The sequence below is a fragment of the Paenibacillus sp. GCM10027628 genome, from assembly GCF_042676385.1.
GTDB lineage: Bacteria > Bacillota > Bacilli > Paenibacillales > NBRC-103111 > Paenibacillus_E.
On record NZ_JBHTHA010000040.1, the window covers coordinates 1 to 18,270 of the forward strand.

An 18,270-nucleotide genomic window follows, 5' to 3' on the forward strand; every position below is an offset into this window, starting at 1 on the left:
CTACAAACCCCCACAGCGGACTTTCACCGCCTAGTTAATCACCATGCGTGGCGCACACAAAGAGACCCCCATCAAATGATGGAGGTCTTTCTTCGTTGGGACAGAATTACCGCTAAACCGCGGTCGCTCATCCTCAAATTTCTTCGAGAAATGATTCGATTACATCATTCCACCCATACCGCCCATGCCGCCCATGTCAGGCATGCCTGGTTTATCTTTTTCAGGCTTATCAGCGATGACAGCCTCGGTTGTCAGGAACATAGCCGCTACGGAAGCTGCGTTTTGCAGTGCGGAGCGAGTTACTTTGGCAGGGTCAACGATACCTGCGTCGAACATGTTTACCCATTCGCCGGAAGCTGCGTTGTAGCCGATGCCGACTTTTTCGCCTTTCAAGCGCTCAACGATAACGGAGCCTTCTTGACCAGCGTTAGCTGCGATTGTGCGAACCGGCTCTTCCAGAGCGCGCAGGATGATGTTTACGCCTGTTTGCTCGTCGCCTACAGCAGAAACCTTAGCTACAGCGTTGAACACGTTCACGAGGGCTGTACCACCACCAGAAACGATACCTTCTTCAACTGCTGCGCGAGTTGCGTTCAAAGCATCTTCGATGCGCAGTTTGCGCTCTTTGAGCTCAGTTTCAGTCGCTGCGCCAACTTTGATAACAGCTACGCCGCCAGCAAGTTTAGCCAAACGCTCTTGCAGTTTTTCTTTATCGAAATCGGAAGTTGTTTCTTCCAGTTGGGAACGGATTTGCGTGATGCGTGCGCCGATGTCTTTTTTGTCGCCAGCGCCATCCACGATGATTGTGTTTTCTTTGGTTACGCGAACTTGACGCGCGCTACCCAGTTGATCAGGAGTTGTGGATTTCAGATCCAATCCAAGCTCTTCAGTGATCACTTGGCCGCCAGTCAGAGCAGCAATGTCGCCCAGCATAGCTTTACGACGGTCGCCGAAGCCAGGAGCTTTAACAGCTACGCAAGTGAATGTACCGCGAAGTTTGTTCACAACCAGTGTTGCTTGTGCTTCACCTTCAACATCTTCAGCGATGATAAGAAGTTGTTTACCGGATTGAACCACTTTTTCAAGAACAGGCAAGATTTCTTGGATGTTCGAGATTTTTTTGTCAGTGATCAGGATGTATGGGTTGTCGAGGACAGCTTCCATTTTATCCGTGTCAGTGATCATGTAAGGAGAAGTGTAACCGCGGTCGAATTGCATACCTTCTACAACTTCGAGCTCAGTCGCGAAACCTTTGGATTCTTCAACAGTGATAACACCGTCGTTGCCCACTTTTTCCATAGCTTCAGCAATCAGTTGGCCAACTTCATCGTCAGCAGCAGAGATAGAAGCTACTTGTGCGATGGATTGTTTGCCTTCGATTGGCTTAGCGATAACTTTCAGCTCTTCAACAGCTGCTTTAACCGCTTTGTCGATACCTTTGCGGATAACCATTGGGTTAGCGCCTGCAGTTACGTTTTTCAGACCTTCGCGGATAATCGCTTGAGCCAGAACCGTTGCAGTTGTTGTACCGTCACCGGCAACATCGTTAGTTTTAGTAGCAACTTCTTTAACCAGTTGAGCACCCATGTTTTCGAATGCGTCTTCAAGCTCGATTTCTTTTGCGATCGTAACACCGTCATTAGTGATCAACGGGCTGCCGAATTTTTTCTCAAGAACTACGTTGCGGCCTTTAGGACCAAGGGTTACTTTAACGGCATTCGCCAAAGCATCTACCCCGCGAAGCATCGCGCGGCGTGCGTCTTCACTGAACTTAATATCTTTTGCCATGATAAGGAAACCTCCTCTAAATGATTAAATGTACATACTAAGTAACAAAACGGAAAAGCTAAGTATACGTTCGAACCGATCTATGGGCCTGCTAAATTAGGCTAATACAGCGAGAATATCGCTTTCGCGCAAGATCAACAGTTCGCGTCCTTCGTACTTCACTTCAGTTCCAGCGTATTTGGAGAAAATGATGCGGTCGCCTTCTTTAACTTCCAGCGGAACGCGTACTCCGTCTTTAATAGCACCTGCGCCAACAGCTAATACTTTACCTTCTTGCGGTTTTTCTTTAGCTGAATCTGGCAGCACGATGCCGCTCGCAGTTGTCTCCTCTTTCGCAATGGCTTCAATGACTACGCGATCACCTAACGGTCTGATCATGGAAAATAGCCTCCTTTAGAAATTGGTAATGGTGTGTATGTTGCACTTTTAGCACTCAAACGTCTTTAGTGCTAACAACAATTCTTATGATAATCAAATCGAGACTATTTTGCAAGTCCTTTTACACATTTTTCAATCTTTTGGGCACCCCCCTCATTCTACCCAAATGAAAAGCAAATATTCCGCTCTCTAAAAAGAAAACAGCCTGCACTACTTGCAGACTGTTTTTCTTGATTTCTCACTTAGGACCATATTCCCGTTCCCATTCGGCATCTTTCAACAATTGCTTGCGATAAATAAATCCGGACAAAAAGACGCTAAACTCATATAAAATAATGAGCGGAACCGACACCAGAATCGCTGAAATCGCATCCGGCGGCGTAATCACTGTAGCCAAAATAACCATCAGCATATAAGCGTATCTTCTGAATTTATGCAATCGCTTCGGGTTTAGGAGGCGGATTTTCGTCAAAAACATCACGACCATCGGCAGCTCGAAAACGATCGCTAAAGGGAGAATGATGTTGAACATAAAAGAAAAATATTGCGCTGCCCCATACAGTTCCGTAATATCGAGGCTTTTGCTTATGGATGAAGTAAAGTAAAAGGCCATCGGAAATACGACAAAATAGCCGAAAGCGATCCCAAGCAAAAACAAAAGGAAAGCTGCCGGGATATAAATAATTGAGGCTTTTTGTTCGACTTCGCGTAATCCCGGCTTGACGAAAGCCCAAATATGATAAAGCGCGACCGGCAATGAGATGAGGATTGCCACGGCCAAGCCAAAGTTCATATACAGCCGCAGCGCGTCCCATGGCGAAAAGACATTCCAGCCGATGCCGTTGGCGGGGGGAATGTTTTTCAAATAGCGGATAAGGGGTTTGGCTATGACGAGGCCGCCCACCATGCCAATGACCAAGACGATCAAAATCCACATGATTCGCTTGCGGAGCTCACCCAAATGCTCTACGAGCGACATTTCATCGTTTGTTGTCATGTTTCACCAACCTAATATAGGGATCTTTGAGCGGAGCTCAAAGTCTCTCCTCTTCTGGGATCTTTGAGCGGAGCTCAAAGTCTCTCCTGGTGCATAAAAGATGCGATCCCGAAATTAACAGGAAAAATTACATCTAATTAGACTGCATGCACCTGCATAATCCAATATAACAGGAATTCTTCCTGTTATTTTAAAACATTTCCTTTTTAATCCCCCGAAATAGTTAAATTAACGGGAGTTATTCCATGTAAATAACAAAATACACTAGGCAGAAGCAAGATTAGATGGAGTATTTCCATGTAATATGAGATCAAGCCTAGTTTACACGCTCGACGCCATAAGCATGGTACTCCTTCATAACTTGAACTAATCTGGCAGGCGCCGCGGGTTGCTAAGCGGCGCATGTGCCGTTGCAGGGGCGGCCGGCTCCTCAGCCGCAGCAGCCCCTGCAGGGCTCACGCCCGCCTGCTCCGCAGCGGGCGAAGCAACGGGCGCCGCCGCGCTCTGCGCAGGCGGTGTCGGGTTCGCCGGCGCATCAGCCGCCGGCGGGGTAAGTTGCGCGTCGCTCAGCAGCTCGCGCGTGCCTTTTTTGAACTCGTTGATCGTGCGCCCCAGCGCACGACCGAGTTCGGGCAGTTTTTGCGGCCCAAACAGCAGCAGGGCCACTATGCCTATCAATAAAATCTCGCTGAAGCCGATATTTTGAAGCATGGGTATTCATCTCCATTGGTTTGTAACGGGAAAACCTGCCGTCGAATTGATTACAACAATTGCAGAAACACAGAATAATCGGCGTATTTCGGCTTCATTTAGCACGTTAATTGAATTTCGCGAATTATTTCCCGGGAAAAGTTGCCGAAATTCGTCAAAGAGTCAAAATTTTCATAAAAGCTTGTCAGTTAGCTGCCTGAGCATAGTCAAATAGCGGTTAACACTGATAAAATCCGCCGTACCCCATCTCCGTAATGTCGCTGCGAACAATCTCTTCCCCTGCGCAGATGCGCGGGAGCAGCACATCGAAAGACGTGTACGGGTCGTGCATCACGCAACCCGGCAAGCCCATGATCGGCACATCGCCCAGGTAGGCGATCATCAGCATCGAGCCCGGCAGCATCGGCGTGCCGTAGCTGACCACGCGGGCGCCGGCCTGCTTGATCGCGCCCGGCGTGCGGTCGTCCGGGTCCACGGACATGCCGCCCGTGACCAAGATCAAATCCACGCCCAGCTCCTGCATCGCGTGGATTTCACGAACAATCGCTTCGGCGTCATCCGACACGAAGCGCTGGTCAACGACCTCGGAGCCAAGCTGCGCGATTTTCTCCTTCACGACAGGGCCGAATTTGTCTTTGATTCGGCCCTTAAACACCTCGCTGCCCGTCGTAATGACTCCGACGCGAAGCTTCCGAAACGGCTTCACTTCGACTAAAGCCGTCCCTTCAGCCCGAAGCTCATCTGCTATGCGCTCCACCTCCGCGATCTTCGCTTCCTCGACGATCAACGGAATCACGCGGGTTCCGACAAGCGGCGCGCCGGGAGCAACGACAGCATTCGTACGGACCGTCGACATCACGATCTGATCCAACGCATTCACGCGGTCAACGAACGTCCGATCAATCTTGACCAGCCCGTGAATGGCCGACTTCACGTTCACTTTGCCTTCATGGGGCTCAGTGAGCACCACATGATCGCCTTTTACAGCTTGCGCCATACGCAGCGCGGCCTCATCCTCATGCAGATAGCCATCCTGCAGCTCCATCACATAGATGTGCTCTTTGCCGATGCTTAGCAGAGCAGGAATATCGGCTTCCGTAACCTGGTGACCTTTGCGGAATAGCCGGCCTTTGAACTCGCCTGGCAAGATTTGTGTCAGATCATGCGGGAGTATCATGCCAATCGCATCTTCGACTTTGACCTCACGCAGCATCGATTCAGGTTTCATGGGCCATGATCCCCTTCTTTGCCCGTAAGAATACCGAGAGCATGCGGCAACTGGTCGATAATCGCCATCAAATTCTCCTGAACACCTTTCGGACTGCCAGGCAGATTGATAATTAACGTACGTCCGCGAATTCCGGACACGGCGCGCGAAAGCATCGCTTTTGGCGTTTTTTGCATGGAGATCATACGCATCGCCTCAGCGAAACCCGGCGCCACACGATCGACCACGTTAAGCGTAGCCTCCGGCGTCACATCTCTAGGAGCAAGTCCCGTTCCGCCAGTGGTCAAGATTAAGTCTGCTTGATAGTAATCGGTCATTTCAATTAAGGAAGCCATAATTTCGTCCATCTCATCCGGTACGACCCGATATTCGATGATCTCGCCTTGAATTTCCTCTTCAACCAGTTCGCGGATTACCTGAGCGCTCGTATCTTCTCTTTCTCCCCGGTAACCGCGGTCACTGGCGGTCAAAATCGCAACTTTCCAGCGCATCCCTGTCACCTCTCCCTTGTATTGAATGAGATAACTCCTCTTACAAATGATCTTCTATGATTCAATTCTTTGAAAATCCCCGTTCTTCCCGCCGGTCTTGGTCATTAACATCGTAGAACTGATGACCATATCCTTTTGGACGGCCTTGCACATGTCATAAACGGTTAAGGCCGCTGCGGATACGGCTGTTAAAGCCTCCATTTCAACGCCTGTCAGTCCCGTCGTTCGAACTGTTGCTTCTATGTATAATTCATTTATCCCATTATCGCTAAACTGAATATCAATACCTGTCAGCGCAATCGGATGGCACATGGGAATCCAGTCGGACGTTTTCTTGGCGGCCATAATGCCGGCCACTTGAGCCACGGCGAGCACGTCGCCTTTTTTCATTTTCCCCTGCTTGATGAGATCAAGGGTCTCGTTATTCATAATCAATATAGAGCGAGCGGTCGCCGTGCGCTTCGTCTCTGTTTTCTCCGAAATGTCCACCATCCGTGCTCGTCCCTGCTCATTGAAATGGGTCAATTGGGGGGAATCGTTCAGCGCACTCACCTCTCTCTAGGATATCTCCGTTTTAAAAATCATTTTACTCTCCGTGATCAAACCGTCCACCCGAAAATCATGCCAGGATGAAGGCACCTCAGGGATTAATTGCAGATCAAAAGCGGCCGCAACCGATAAAGGTCTCTTCAGCCCACGTGCGGCAAACAATTGCATGAACCGGTCATAAAATCCGCCGCCATACCCAAGCCTCCCGAAATCCATGTCAAAGGCAAGCCCGGGTACGATAATCATCGAGATTTGCGATAAATCGAGCTCTACGGGTCTATCCGTTCGAGGCTCTCGAATACCATAGGCGCCTTTTTCCAGATCTTCGTAGCTGTTTACGATATGCAAATCCATCGTTTTCGTTTCAGATACAACTTTCGGCAGCAAAACGCGGATTCCTTCCTGCCAGCACCATTCCATGAACGGCGCAACGTCGGGTTCCGATCGAATAGGCATATATGTCAGCACCGACCGCCCATGAGGAATTTGCACATGCGTACCCTCAAGCAGCCGCTCCGTGCTAAGCTTGACCATTCGTTCATGTATGCTCTGCTGTTTATGGTTACGTTCGTCAGGCGATAAGGAGGCGCGTCTGGCTTCCATCTCCTTGCGCAACTCGATTTTCAGCTCTCGGATGTTCATAGATGCTCAGCCCTTCCCTAACGAGGAGTGGTTTCCCCCATTTTAACATAAACAAGGAAAAAAACTATACTCGCACCGCTGCCCCCACCAGAAAGCGCGCCATTACAGGAAAATGGTCAGAAACTGCGGTCTGTATCGTCCATGCCGGCTGAGGATTTTGCAAATTGGTACAGATATGATCGATGACTGCGCCACTATGAAAAGTAGAAGTCAATCCATGTAGTAAAGGAAGCGTTGAAATTTGTCTCAGCTGGGACGATAGGGAAGAAGGGTCCTTATCCGTATTAAAATCGCCTGCTATAATAAGCGGTCCCTGAATCGGAGCGAGTATTTCTGAAATCTGCTTCATTTGAACCGTACGATCTTCGGTTGATAGTCCTAAATGGGTATCAGCAATATGAATGTCCTCGGAGCCGACATGCAAAGTTGCCGTGAGCACACTCCGGCGTTCTTTATCACCAGGTAGAAGGGTCCTGGCACTATTCACGATCGGATAACGACTCAGAATCGCGTTGCCGTATTGTCCAACCGAATAGGATAAACTAGCGGAGAAACAGACGTGCATCCCAAGCAGCTGAGCAAGTTCCAGGGCTTGATCCACATAACCGCTTCGCAGCCGGTAACGGTCTACTTCTTGCAGGGCGATAACGTCGGCGTGCTGTTTCTTCAAGAACTCGGCAATCCGATATAGATTTACTTTACCATCTAAACCTTCACCGTGGTGAATATTAAACGTCATAATGGCGAAGGATTCGGGCATAACCGTCGCGTCCTGTACGGCAGGGCTTAAAGGGAGAGCAATCCCAAGGGATGACGAGACCAAACAGCAAACCATCAGTATACTTATTAGAAGTAATTTAAAAGAAGGACGCAGCAACATGATCCTCGAACCCCCCATCCGTTCCTATTCCAGTAAATTTAAGCATACGATGCCCGCGCGCATGGTGTATACTAGTGAATTGATGGGATTTTTCAGTTTTTTCATTACTAAGCAGGAGGTAGCAGGTCAATGCTATTGCAGGTTTCTAATCTTTCAAAAAGCTATGGAGTTCGCTCCATTCTCTCCAATATAACGTTACAAATCGAAAACAGGGAACGCATCGGCCTCGTTGGTGTGAACGGCGCGGGCAAATCGACATTGCTGCAAATCATTGCGGGCGAGATGTCCTATGATAGCGGCGATATTTTCAAAGCGAAGGAAACGAAAATCGGATACTTGAGGCAAAATAGCGGGCTGCATACGGACAAGTCCATTTGGAACGAGCTGTTAGGCGTGTTCACATCACTGCTCGATACGGAAAAAGAGCTTCGCGAGCTTGAAGCCCAAATGGCCGATCCGAAGCTCGCCGAGGACGAGAAAAAATACGAAGTGACGATGAACCGCTACGCGCAAAAGTCGGAGTGGTTCCGTGAGCAAGGCGGCTACGAAATCGAAGCCAAAATACGCGGCATTCTGCATGGAATGGGTTTCGGCCAATTCCCGCCGGAGACTCCGGTTCAAACATTAAGCGGCGGACAAAAGACCAGACTCGCGCTAGCCAAAATGCTGCTGGAAGAGCCGGATCTGTTGATGCTCGATGAGCCGACCAACCATCTGGATATTCCTACGCTAACCTGGCTTGAAGGCTATTTGCGCGGTTATCCGGGCGCAATTCTGGTCGTGTCCCATGACCGTTATTTCCTTGACGCGTTGGTGACTTCCATTTATGAAATTGAACGCAACGCCTCTAAACGTTACACCGGCAACTATTCGCGTTTCATTGAGCTCAAAGAGGCTAACTACGAGATCGAAATGAAGCAGTACGAGAAACAGCAAGAAGAGATTGCGAAGCTGGAGGATTTTGTACAGCGCAACATCGTGCGTGCCTCAACGACAAAAAGAGCGCAAAGCCGCCGCAAGCAGCTTGAGAAAATAGATCGGCTCGATAAACCGCTTGGGGATTTAAAACGGGCTTCATTTTCTTTTGAAGTTGAGCAGTCTTCCGGGAAAGAAGTGCTCCAGGTCGATGGTTTGGCGCTTTCCTATGATGGTAAAAAGCGACTGTTGGAGCGTGTTTCCTTTGGGCTTCGCCGTTCCGAGACGGCTGCGTTGATCGGACCGAATGGGGTCGGCAAGTCGACGCTGCTCAAAACGTTGATCGGTCAGCACCAGCAAGATGCCGGCAGTTTCAAATGGGGAGCGAATGTGACGATCGGCTACTACGATCAGGAGCAAACAGGCTTGAACCCGTCGAACACCGTACTGGAAGAAGTGTGGAACACCTATCCTCATCTGGAGGAAGCGCGCATTCGAACCGTACTTGGCAACTTCTTGTTTAGCGGCGAAGACGTATTTAAGAAAGTAGCCGCCCTAAGCGGCGGTGAAAAAGCGCGAGTTGCCTTGGCCAAGCTGATGCTGCAAAAAGCCAATGTCCTTATTCTCGACGAGCCGACGAACCATCTCGATTTGTACAGCAAAGAAGTGCTGGAGTCCGCGCTGATGGATTATGAAGGCACGCTGCTCTTCATCTCGCATGACCGTTACTTCCTTAATAAGATGGCGGAAAGCATGCTGGAACTGCGCCCTGATGGCATTACTAGTTACTTAGGAAACTACGACGACTATGTGGAGAAAAAAGCCGAGCTGGCGGAGATGGAAACGAAGCGACTCGCTAAAGAAGCTGAGAAAAAGGCCGGCAGCGGCGGTGGCGCTGTGACCGGCAGCCCCGCAGGAAGCAGTGGAGCGAAAAGCGAACAAGCCGGCGGAACCGGCAGCTATGAAGCGGATAAGCTGGCGAAGCGCGAAGAGCGCAACCGTCAGCGCAAAATTGAACAGCTTGAGCAGGATATCGCCCGTCTGGAGGACGAGGTGTCCGCGCTGGAGGCGGAGCTTGCCGATCCCGCTGTCTACAATGACTACATGCTTGTTCAGACGAAAAGCACGGCAGTTGAGCAGAAGAAAAGCGAGCTCGCAGCTTGTTACGAGGAATGGGAGACGCTGCTGGCTTAAGCTCCGGCAGATTTTACTCCCGGAAATCAAATAAAAGCTTGGCGGAAGTTCCGCCAAGCTTTTTTGTGCGTTTGCCAATGAGGGATTAAATCGTATCGAGAAATGGCTTACTAGGCAAGAAGTGACTAGTTCGGATGTAGCGAATTGTTTTTGTTTTTGCTCGCATGACGATCGAGTACGTTTCGGCACGATGTCCAGGTAAATAAAGTACCCCGCCTAAAAAATCACCAGGCGTGATGCCGGTTGCCGCAAAAATGACATCGCCGTCCCCAACCATTTCTTCCATGGATAATATTTTTAACGGGTCCTGCAGCCCCATTTGGCGGCAGCGCTCCTCTTCTTCCGGAGAAGAAGGCATTAATCTTCCCTGAATTTCACCGCCGAGGCAAGATAATGCCGCTGCGGCAAGCACACCCTCCGGCGCGCCGCCGGAACCTACATAGAGATCAACGCCTGACTCCGGGAAGGCCGGCGCCATCGCTCCGGCAACGTCGCCGTCGCTAATCTGCTTAATGCGAACGCCGACGCTTCGCAGCGTTTCCATATGAGCGGCATGTCTTTCCCGAGCCAAAATCGAAACCGTTAACTCCGAAATCGATTTATTTAATATTTGCGCAGCCTTCATCAGTGTAGTCTCCAAAGGCTCAGATAAACGAAGACGTCCTTTTAATTGCGGCCCGCAAGCCAATTTCTCCATATAGATATCCGGAGCATGTAACAGATTTCCTTTGCTGGCTACCGCGACTACAGCGAGTGCGTTATTGATTCCTTTAGCTACCAGCTCGGTTCCTTCCAAGGGATCAACGGCAATGTCCACTTCCGGCCCATCCCCATTACCTACCTGTTCCCCAATATATAACATAGGAGCCTCGTCCATCTCACCTTCTCCGATAACGACCGTACCTTTGATTGACACTGAATCGAACATCGCTCTCATGGCCGATGTAGCGGCCCCGTCCGCACTATTCTTATCGCCTCTGCCCATCCATTTTGCAGCTCCCAGTGCGGCAAGCTCTGTGACTCTGACGATTTCTAATGCAAGTTCTCTCTCGATATAAAACCCCTCCTTAGAATAACTACCCTGAGAATAACATCAAAAGCAGCGAAGGACAATATCGTTTGTTAAGAGGCCTCAAGCTCCTGCAGCCGCAGGAGCAGCATCGGTACGGCGACGTAAATGATGAGCGTCGCCGCCGCTACAATGCCGGAGTCATTGAGCAGCAGCGCTGCGATGGCTCCGATCATGTTGGCCGAGAACCCGTACATCCAGTACGGGTATTGGTGCTGCCACAAGCGCAGCCGCCCGCTGGGGCGAAGCACGAGCACGGACATCACGAACAGGCTCGTGATGAGGATTTTGCTCCAGACGGATGCGCGAAGCAGGTGCACGTTCATCCGCAGCTTGCGCTCGATCAGATGTCCGATCTGATCGAACCGCCCTTCGCGCAGCGCGTGAAACGCGCGCCCGACGTGGCTCTCCCGCGCAGCCGCCGCGGGAGAATCGGCGCTGTTGAGCAGCCACAGCGCCAAAAGGCCCAGCGCGAGCAGCGCTGCCAGCAGGGGGATGCCCCTGCTCAGGCGCAGCTCGCGCCATCGGCCGCCGGCGAAGCAGCGCGCGCCGGCTACGCCGAAGGCGATGGCGGCGCTGAGCGCGCCGCCTGCGTTCGCGCCGAGTGACGGTGCCGCCAGGCACGCCGTCACGAGCAAGAACGCCGCGCACGCCGCGAGCGCAGCGGCGCGCGAGGGCTTGGCGGCCGACGGCGGAGCCTCGGCCGCCGCGGCGGTTTCCAGCTCCGCGAGCGAGCGCGGAGCCGTGTCATCGAGCCCGCCGCGCAGCGCGGGCTCCCGGTCCAGACGGCGCTGCAAGGCCGCCGTCACGCCGAGGACGAGGGCGCCGATCAGGACGCCCATGTACTCGTTGCCGATGCCATAGTAGCGAGCGCCGATCATCGGATCGTAGCCCAGCGCAGAATATTTCATCGCGTGGGCTCCGGTGCAGCCATCTACCGCGATGATCCCCGCCGTTCCGCAGCCCAGCCAAACCATGGCCGAGGACAGCCGGCACTTTTCCAACATGAAAGACGATAACAACGTCCCTATCACAAACAAAGTAACCAGACCGATGATTGCTGCTTGGATTCCCCAATTTGCTGTTAAGGGCGCCACCAGCCCTCCTAACAACAGCATAATGACAGGCGCTGTTAATAAAGACAGAAGCAGTGTGCGAACGCTCCGCCGCCAATAGATTCCACAACGGGCAGCAGTTCCGGCGAGAAAGCCATGTTGGCCGGCCGCTTTCTTTTTAACCAATACAACAAACAGAAGACTTACAAGCAGAACAATCATCTCAAAAGTAACGAAGGGATATAGTAATTGCGGTCTAAGCCGGTAGATCGTTTGCATATTGACTTCATCATAAAGCAGCGTCCTCAAGGCATGTTCGACAGGTAACGATGTAACAGGCAGTCCAACCATACCGCTTTTGGCCGGAATATGAAATTCGTTTAACAAGCTAGCCGTGAAATCCTGTACCGTAAGAACGCCTTGTCTGCGGGTAGATTCCGAATATAATAAGCCCCCTTTGCCACCGGCTGTATAGCGAATGGTTGGTGACAAGTAAGCTTTCGCTTTAGCCGCATTCACATGAACTTCCGGTGAAAAGACCCATAAGCATTTATCTGACGTCATGCGTGCTGCCACGAGACCTAACCACTCATCCATTTCGCTCAAGATCTGATTTTCAAGCGCTTTAAACCGGGTTGGTTGATAATGTTCTTTATCTGCATACAGCCTATACAAATCTCCCAGTTCAATAAGCGAGATGCTTCTCGGCTTTTCCGGTTGACCCGCTGTTGGTTCCTGACCGCTTGGCAATGCGGCGTCGCTAAACCCTTTTTCCCATAAAGCCAGCAGCTGTGTATAATTTGTTCTTACTCCAAATGGTCTATCCACAGTTTCCGTATTCGTAAGGGCTCCCACTGCCCCGTTATCCACAACACCTTGAGAATCCATTAGCATCTGCGCACCATATCGGCGCAATCTTTTCTCGTCCGTATGGTCTAGATTCGTCATCCCCAGGTCACTGCTGCCCCAAACATTCCGCTGAATCCGATGTTCTTTTAACAAATCTCCCAGCGTACCCGGCAGGGTATCAACCCGCTGCTTCCGGTTCGCACTTTGCAGAATAGCGATGTCTGGAATGAGCAAGAAGCTGCTTCCTGTCGCGATATCTGCACTTCGTCCCCGGTATCCCGTGTATCTGGACATCAGTTCACCGGCCTTAACTTCATTAAGGCGTTCTTTAGCTAAATAGGCCTGTACTTTTCCCACACCTACCGCAGTTGTGCCCGCTCCTATGGTCACATATACATCCCGCATGGATCGGTTCGTTGTCCGAATATTCATGGCTCCGACAGCACCTTGTTCCGTTAGATGGCGCAAATTAGGCAGTGAAGCCAGTCGGCTTGGTTGCAGCTCCAAAAAGGACAACGCCGGTATGGAGATAACCGCGACATGTCTGACCTCTGTGGCGGCACGATCCGAAGAAATCCCTGTTCCTTTACTCACAAGAGCGGATGTCTGCTGGCCAGATGCTCCGAGTGAGCTTGTGGACAACTCTATGCAAAACAATAAGATACCCACAGAAATTGCGAGCTTTCGTAAACTCATCGAATGTTCCCCCGATGTTTTTGCTTATAGCATTTTCATCCAATGGGAAACCTATCCACTGACGGATTGTTCCGAAAATTTGTGGAGATCGTTTTTTTACTTATTCACTTATCCACATCGTTATCCACATAAAAAGAGAGGCATAATCTGCCTCTCTATCAGTGTTTTTTCCCTTTTCCACATTTTTATCCACATTATCCACAAAAATCTGTGAAAAAGTTATTCTTTTCCTGGTCATTTTAAAACCCTTGATAGCATTGAGTTTGCTATAGTTATGCACATTATACACAGGTGCTGTGAATAACTTTGCACACATGGTGTGTATATATCTAAGTTTTCTTACAATTTCGTTAAGAAGCTGAAGACGCTTCGACTTGAGGCACCGGATTGCTTTGCATGCGAACCGCTTGGTTGCAAGCTGATACGAATGCCTTCGCAACGGCGATCAGGACGTCTTGATCGATCCCCGTATTTTTATAAAGCTGACCGCCTACCGAAACGGTAACTTCCGCCTCACCGGTCGCTTTTTCGCCTGTGGATAACGAATGCAGCTCCAGGTCGGAAAACTCCACATCCATCGGCATCGCTTGTCGAAGGCTCTGAACGATGGCTTCGATCGGGCCTTCCCCGGTTCCGGAGTATACATTCTCTTCGCCCGTCCGGTTATTGCGAACCGAGACGGAAGCGACACGGCTGCGGTCACTGCTGCTGACGACTTGCACATGGTTCAGCGTGAAAGCTTCCATTTGCCCTTCAACCGTTGAGCCAACCAGTTCCATCAGCTGGTCGTCCGTTACGATTTTCTGCTCATCCGCTTTTTCTTTAAAGCGCGTGTACAGAGTTTCCAGCTCTTCCGTCGTCAGATCGACGCCGAATTGGCCGACTCGATGTTTAAGTGCATGGCGCCCGGAATGTTTACCAAGAATGATCATAGACCGTGGGATGCCCAGCTTCTCGGGATCCATGATTTCGTAGGTGTTCCGGTTCTTCAACAATCCGTCTTGGTGGATGCCCGCCTCATGCTGGAAGGCATTGCGGCCGACGATCGGCTTGTTGTAGGCAATTGGGAAGCCCATGATGCGGCTGACCATTTTGGAGGTATTAAAAACTTCGCTTGTGACGATACCCGTTTCTACGCCCATCGTTTGTTTGCGCGTTTCAATCGCCATCACCAGCTCTTCCAGCGAGCAGTTGCCGGCACGTTCTCCGACGCCATTCACGGTTACTTCGACATGAGTGACGCCTGCCGCGATGGCGGCCAAACTGTTCGCTACCGCAAGGCCAAGATCGTTGTGGCAGTGCGCGCTGTACTCAACCGTATCTCCGCCTCTGACGCTCTGTCTCACTCTGCGGAACATGGCGCCGTATTCTTCCGGAAGCGCATAGCCTACCGTGTCCGGAATGTTCAAAATCGTCGCGCCTTCTGCGATGACGGCTTCAAGCACTTCAAACAGGAATTCGTCTCCCGTACGCGTCGCATCCATCGGCGAGAATTCAATGCGGTCGACGAATTGCTTCGCATACGCGACCATGGAGCGGGCCATCTCGACGACCTGCTGGCGGGATTTGCGCAGCTGGAAATCCAGGTGAATGTCCGAGGACGAGAGGAACATGTGGATGCGGCGCTGCGCTGCGTCATTCGTCGCTTTCACCGCAGCGTCAATGTCGGCCTTGACGGCGCGGGCGAAGCCGCAAATTTCAACCGTCTGCAGTTCACGCGAAATTTGCTGAACGGCTTGAAAATCGCCGGGACTTGAGATCGGGAAGCCCGGTTCAATCGTATCGACCCCCATCATGGCCAGTTGTCTGGCGATGCGGATTTTCTCTTCGGGATAAAGGGATGCGCCTGGCGCCTGTTCGCCATCTCTCAGCGTCGTATCAAAAATGCGGATGCGTCTCATATTGTTGTTTTCCATGTGTTTCTTCCTCCTCGAATTGGGGCGAGCCTTCTAAGGCTACGCCATTTTATTTGCATTTTAAATGATATTGATGTTGGTACGCGAAAAGAATGTAGGTTGATTCATCTGGATTGCTATCTCAGCAGGACTTTGATTTCAAGACGGCTGCGGAACCAAGCAAAATCACCTTCTTGTAGCTTGAAAGTATTCACCTTCAGCTGAGTATAGAGAATAAAGTCGCTAATAACGCACCGTTGGGACGCTATTGGAATGGCGGAATGGTCCAAACAGGTCTCGAACGAACAAAAGTCTATAATTAGAGAACCATGTTCTTTACATATGGTCATTTGGTCTCTAATCATCCCTAGACGGGAAATCGCCCCCCTTTTAGCGTCTCGACGGTCTCTATTAGCGACAATTGTTCTCTGAGGCTGTTTGGTGGCGGAATGCTGGTGCACTGACGGAATGTCGACGGTCTGGCGATGAACTGGTGCACTGACAGACTGTCTACGATCTGGCGACGGACTGTGGAGAGACTGTCAACGGTCTCCCTTGCGAATCATCAGCCAGCATACACGGATATCAGTTTCCTAAATCGTCGTTTACCCACCAATCAGCATCTTGCCTACTTTTCTTTAAAACAAAAAACCCGCCATCTCTACTTAAGAGACGACGGGTCTTCACCACGGCGCGGTACCACTCTTGTTGGCTCCATAAATGGGAGCCCACCTCAGACATAAAACAACTGCTGTCCTATGTCACCTGATCACGGAGGTCATCCGTTCGTCCCTAACAGCCGGCAATAGCTGATCAGGACGACCGCTTCCAAGCGAGTTCGGGGCGTTCACGGACTGCGTCGCATCATCCCGCAGCTTTCTGTACCGCCTACGTAATCCCCTACTACTCTTGTTCATCGCGTTTGTATATGTTTTTTGTTCTTGTCGGTTCAAGTTTCCCTTGTTTGCAGACCAACCAAAAAAGCCTGCCATCTCTGTAAAAAGAGACGACAGGCTTGTAGCCTTCCGCGGTACCACTCTAATTGATCCGAGCTCATACGCTCAGAACCACTCATGTACCCGATCACGGGGGTCAACCGTCAAGACCTACTTGGCTGCTGGATCCTTGGCATCCTTATCAGTCTTACCGCTCCCGGGCGAGTTCAGGCGTCGTTTCGTCTGCGCTCTCACCAACCGCGCAGCTCTCTGAGCGAAACTGTTCATCCTTACTAATCCCGTTCGTTGCGTTTGAAAGTATTGATTGTGATTATAATATGCAGTTTTGGCGAAGTCAATACAGTTATCTGAAAATTTATTTTTTGGAGCTGCCGGTAATTACCACTCTTCGAGCTTCAGCAGCGGTTCTGCTTTCAGATCCAGCGAGTCAAACTCCTGCTTGTCCCACTTGAGGAAGGCAGCTGCGGCAATCATCGCTGCATTGTCCGTGCACAAGCTGAGCGGCGGCACGAGCAGCGGCACGCCCAGCTGCTCGCAGCGCTCCGCGAGCCGACTGCGCAGCCCTTTGTTAGCCGCTACGCCGCCGGCGAGCAGAAGCTGCTTCGCGCCGAACTCTCGCACGGCACGGGCGGCTTTCTCCACAAGAACGTCGATGACGGATTCTTGGAAGCCTTTGGCGATTTGCGCGGTTTGTACGGCTTCGCCGCGCATCTTCGATTGGTTGACGACGTTCAGCACCGCGGATTTCAATCCGCTAAAGCTGAAGTCGTAGGAGTCCGCTTCGAGCCAAGCTCGCGGCATCGTGATTTCGTGATCGGCTTCCTGGGCCAGCCGATCGACATGCGGTCCGCCGGGGTACGGCAGACCCATCGCTCTGGCGACTTTGTCGTAGGCTTCGCCTGCGGCATCGTCGCGTGTCCGGCCAATAATGCGGAATTGGCCGGGCCCTTCCATATGGATCAGCTCCGTGTGTCCGCCGGACACTACCAGAGCGATCAAAGGATATTCCAGCTCATGCACGAGCTGGTTCGCATAGATGTGACCGGCGATGTGATGGACGCCGATCAGGGGCAGTTCCATGGCGCAGGCCAAGGCTTTGCCGGCGACTACGCCAACAAGGAGAGACCCGACAAGTCCGGGTCCCTGCGTTACAGCGATGGCGGAGAGGTCGCTCAGCGCCACTCCCGCTTCTTCGACCGCTTCCTGCAGCATCCATGTGATCGACTCCACATGTTTGCGGGAAGCGACTTCCGGCACTACACCGCCGTAGCGTTGGTGTGTTTCGATTTGGCTCGACACAACATTCGAGCGTATGACCTTGCCGTTTTCCACAATGGACACGGAGGTCTCGTCACAGCTTGTTTCGATCGCCATAATGTAAACGGGTTTTTGATTCTCTTCGTGCATCATCTGTTCTCTATTTTGCGTTTGCGATGTCAACTTCTTCACCTGTTCTACGGTCTCAGTCTTCGAGACTATCCCTTCTTCTCTTGGACTTGGGCAGATCCGCCCACATAACAATGGCGTCCTCGCGGTTATCGGTGTAGTATCCTCTACGAACACCTACCGAGCGGAAACCTAGCTTTTCGTACAAATTTTGGGCGACATAATTCGAGGCGCGGACTTCCAGCGTCATGCGAATGGCTCCGAGAAACGAAGCTGTCCGCATCAATTCCCGAAGCAGACGCTCTCCGAGTTTGCGACCTCTATAGGTATTGCGGACCGCTACATTGGTTACATGCGCTTCTTCCATAATCAGCCACATTCCGCCATAACCGGCGACTTCGCCCTCGATATCCATAATCATATAATGGGCAAATTGATTGTTCGTTAATTCATTCTGAAAAGCGCCTTCCGTCCAAGGCGTCGTGAATGCTTCCTGTTCAATTTCACAAATAAAGGGAATGTCCTCCAAGCGCATGGAACGGAACACCAATGACGATTCCGGAATGATATGCGGTTGATGCTGCTCCATGT

Annotated in this window: 15 protein-coding genes and 2 other annotated features; of the genes, 1 reads left to right on the plus strand and 14 read right to left on the minus strand. The window is 51.2% G+C overall.

Annotation, left to right across the window (positions count from 1 at the left end; all coding sequences use genetic code 11):
* Window positions 1-159: 159 nt before the first annotated feature.
* The 9 genes from groL to ACFQZT_RS26180 all read right to left on the minus strand — a co-directional run bounded on the left by groL (window position 160) and on the right by ACFQZT_RS26180 (window position 7,544).
* Window positions 160-1,788, minus strand: coding sequence for a chaperonin GroEL (groL, locus tag ACFQZT_RS26140; RefSeq protein WP_379304745.1), 1,629 nt, complete (start codon window positions 1,786-1,788; stop codon window positions 160-162).
* Between the two features lie 96 nt (window positions 1,789-1,884).
* Entirely contained in the window at window positions 1,885-2,166 is a 282-nt protein-coding gene (gene groES, locus ACFQZT_RS26145) for a co-chaperone GroES (protein ID WP_379304747.1), read from the minus strand.
* Between the two features lie 238 nt (window positions 2,167-2,404).
* Window positions 2,405-3,163, minus strand: a complete 759-nt coding sequence (gene tatC, locus ACFQZT_RS26150) for a twin-arginine translocase subunit TatC (protein WP_379304748.1) — start codon at window positions 3,161-3,163, stop codon at window positions 2,405-2,407.
* 366 nt (window positions 3,164-3,529) lie between these two features.
* Entirely contained in the window at window positions 3,530-3,874 is a 345-nt protein-coding gene (locus tag ACFQZT_RS26155; RefSeq protein WP_379304750.1) for a twin-arginine translocase TatA/TatE family subunit, read from the minus strand.
* A gap of 217 nt (window positions 3,875-4,091) precedes the next feature.
* Complete coding sequence (locus tag ACFQZT_RS26160) at window positions 4,092-5,102, minus strand: molybdopterin-binding protein (protein WP_379304752.1); 1,011 nt, start codon at window positions 5,100-5,102, stop codon at window positions 4,092-4,094.
* Window positions 5,099-5,593 carry a molybdopterin adenylyltransferase gene (mog, locus tag ACFQZT_RS26165; RefSeq protein ID WP_379304754.1) on the minus strand — a complete coding sequence of 165 codons (495 nt, stop codon included), beginning with the start codon at window positions 5,591-5,593 and terminating at the stop codon, window positions 5,099-5,101. The genes ACFQZT_RS26160 and mog overlap by 4 nt, the downstream gene beginning before the upstream one ends.
* A 54-nt stretch (window positions 5,594-5,647) precedes the next feature.
* Window positions 5,648-6,145: a cyclic pyranopterin monophosphate synthase MoaC gene (moaC, locus tag ACFQZT_RS26170; RefSeq protein WP_379304756.1), complete on the minus strand. Its 498-nt coding sequence runs from the start codon at window positions 6,143-6,145 to the stop codon at window positions 5,648-5,650.
* Between the two features lie 6 nt (window positions 6,146-6,151).
* Window positions 6,152-6,784 (minus strand): 5-formyltetrahydrofolate cyclo-ligase, encoded by a 633-nt coding sequence (locus ACFQZT_RS26175; protein WP_379304758.1) that lies wholly within the window; start codon window positions 6,782-6,784, stop codon window positions 6,152-6,154.
* 64 nt (window positions 6,785-6,848) lie between these two features.
* On the minus strand, window positions 6,849-7,544 hold the full coding sequence (locus ACFQZT_RS26180) for an endonuclease/exonuclease/phosphatase family protein (RefSeq protein WP_379304759.1): 696 nt from the start codon (window positions 7,542-7,544) through the stop codon (window positions 6,849-6,851).
* Window positions 7,545-7,793: 249 nt separating this feature from the next.
* Here ACFQZT_RS26180 and abc-f point away from each other — a divergent pair, with 249 nt between their 5' ends.
* Window positions 7,794-9,773: a ribosomal protection-like ABC-F family protein gene (gene abc-f / locus ACFQZT_RS26185; protein ID WP_379304761.1), complete on the plus strand. Its 1,980-nt coding sequence runs from the start codon at window positions 7,794-7,796 to the stop codon at window positions 9,771-9,773.
* Window positions 9,774-9,858: 85 nt separating this feature from the next.
* Here abc-f and glpX read toward each other — a convergent pair whose 3' ends face one another.
* The 5 genes from glpX to rimI all read right to left on the minus strand — a co-directional run bounded on the left by glpX (window position 9,859) and on the right by rimI (window position 18,268).
* Window positions 9,859-10,827 (minus strand): class II fructose-bisphosphatase, encoded by a 969-nt coding sequence (glpX, locus tag ACFQZT_RS26190; RefSeq protein WP_379304816.1) that lies wholly within the window; start codon window positions 10,825-10,827, stop codon window positions 9,859-9,861.
* Between the two features lie 68 nt (window positions 10,828-10,895).
* Window positions 10,896-13,442, minus strand: a complete 2,547-nt coding sequence (locus ACFQZT_RS26195) for a hypothetical protein (protein ID WP_379304763.1) — start codon at window positions 13,440-13,442, stop codon at window positions 10,896-10,898.
* A 350-nt stretch (window positions 13,443-13,792) separates the two neighbouring features.
* The gene (locus tag ACFQZT_RS26200; RefSeq protein ID WP_460872411.1) at window positions 13,793-15,358 is read right to left on the minus strand and encodes a 2-isopropylmalate synthase; all 1,566 of its coding nucleotides are present in this window, start codon (window positions 15,356-15,358) and stop codon (window positions 13,793-13,795) included.
* A 644-nt stretch (window positions 15,359-16,002) separates the two neighbouring features.
* Window positions 16,003-16,263: a binding site (T-box leader), on the minus strand.
* A 73-nt stretch (window positions 16,264-16,336) separates the two neighbouring features.
* Window positions 16,337-16,588 (minus strand) — a binding site (T-box leader).
* An 83-nt stretch (window positions 16,589-16,671) separates the two neighbouring features.
* Complete coding sequence (gene tsaD / locus ACFQZT_RS26205; protein WP_379304820.1) at window positions 16,672-17,703, minus strand: tRNA (adenosine(37)-N6)-threonylcarbamoyltransferase complex transferase subunit TsaD; 1,032 nt, start codon at window positions 17,701-17,703, stop codon at window positions 16,672-16,674.
* A gap of 52 nt (window positions 17,704-17,755) precedes the next feature.
* Window positions 17,756-18,268 (minus strand): ribosomal protein S18-alanine N-acetyltransferase, encoded by a 513-nt coding sequence (rimI, locus tag ACFQZT_RS26210; protein WP_379304765.1) that lies wholly within the window; start codon window positions 18,266-18,268, stop codon window positions 17,756-17,758.
* Between the last annotated feature and the right edge of the window lie 2 nt (window positions 18,269-18,270).

Coding starts and splice junctions, on each gene's coding strand:
- rimI (WP_379304765.1), bottom strand. CDS start 18,268: ATGGAGCAGCATCAACCGCATATCATTCCGGAATCGTCATTGGTGTTC.
- groES (WP_379304747.1), bottom strand. CDS start 2,166: ATGATCAGACCGTTAGGTGATCGCGTAGTCATTGAAGCCATTGCGAAA.
- ACFQZT_RS26155 (WP_379304750.1), bottom strand. CDS start 3,874: ATGCTTCAAAATATCGGCTTCAGCGAGATTTTATTGATAGGCATAGTG.
- ACFQZT_RS26195 (WP_379304763.1), bottom strand. CDS start 13,442: ATGAGTTTACGAAAGCTCGCAATTTCTGTGGGTATCTTATTGTTTTGC.
- ACFQZT_RS26160 (WP_379304752.1), bottom strand. CDS start 5,102: ATGAAACCTGAATCGATGCTGCGTGAGGTCAAAGTCGAAGATGCGATT.
- mog (WP_379304754.1), bottom strand. CDS start 5,593: ATGCGCTGGAAAGTTGCGATTTTGACCGCCAGTGACCGCGGTTACCGG.
- ACFQZT_RS26180 (WP_379304759.1), bottom strand. CDS start 7,544: ATGCCCGAATCCTTCGCCATTATGACGTTTAATATTCACCACGGTGAA.
- groL (WP_379304745.1), bottom strand. CDS start 1,788: ATGGCAAAAGATATTAAGTTCAGTGAAGACGCACGCCGCGCGATGCTT.
- ACFQZT_RS26175 (WP_379304758.1), bottom strand. CDS start 6,784: ATGAACATCCGAGAGCTGAAAATCGAGTTGCGCAAGGAGATGGAAGCC.
- abc-f (WP_379304761.1), top strand. CDS start 7,794: ATGCTATTGCAGGTTTCTAATCTTTCAAAAAGCTATGGAGTTCGCTCC.
- tatC (WP_379304748.1), bottom strand. CDS start 3,163: ATGACAACAAACGATGAAATGTCGCTCGTAGAGCATTTGGGTGAGCTC.
- ACFQZT_RS26200 (WP_460872411.1), bottom strand. CDS start 15,358: ATGGAAAACAACAATATGAGACGCATCCGCATTTTTGATACGACGCTG.
- tsaD (WP_379304820.1), bottom strand. CDS start 17,703: ATGATGCACGAAGAGAATCAAAAACCCGTTTACATTATGGCGATCGAA.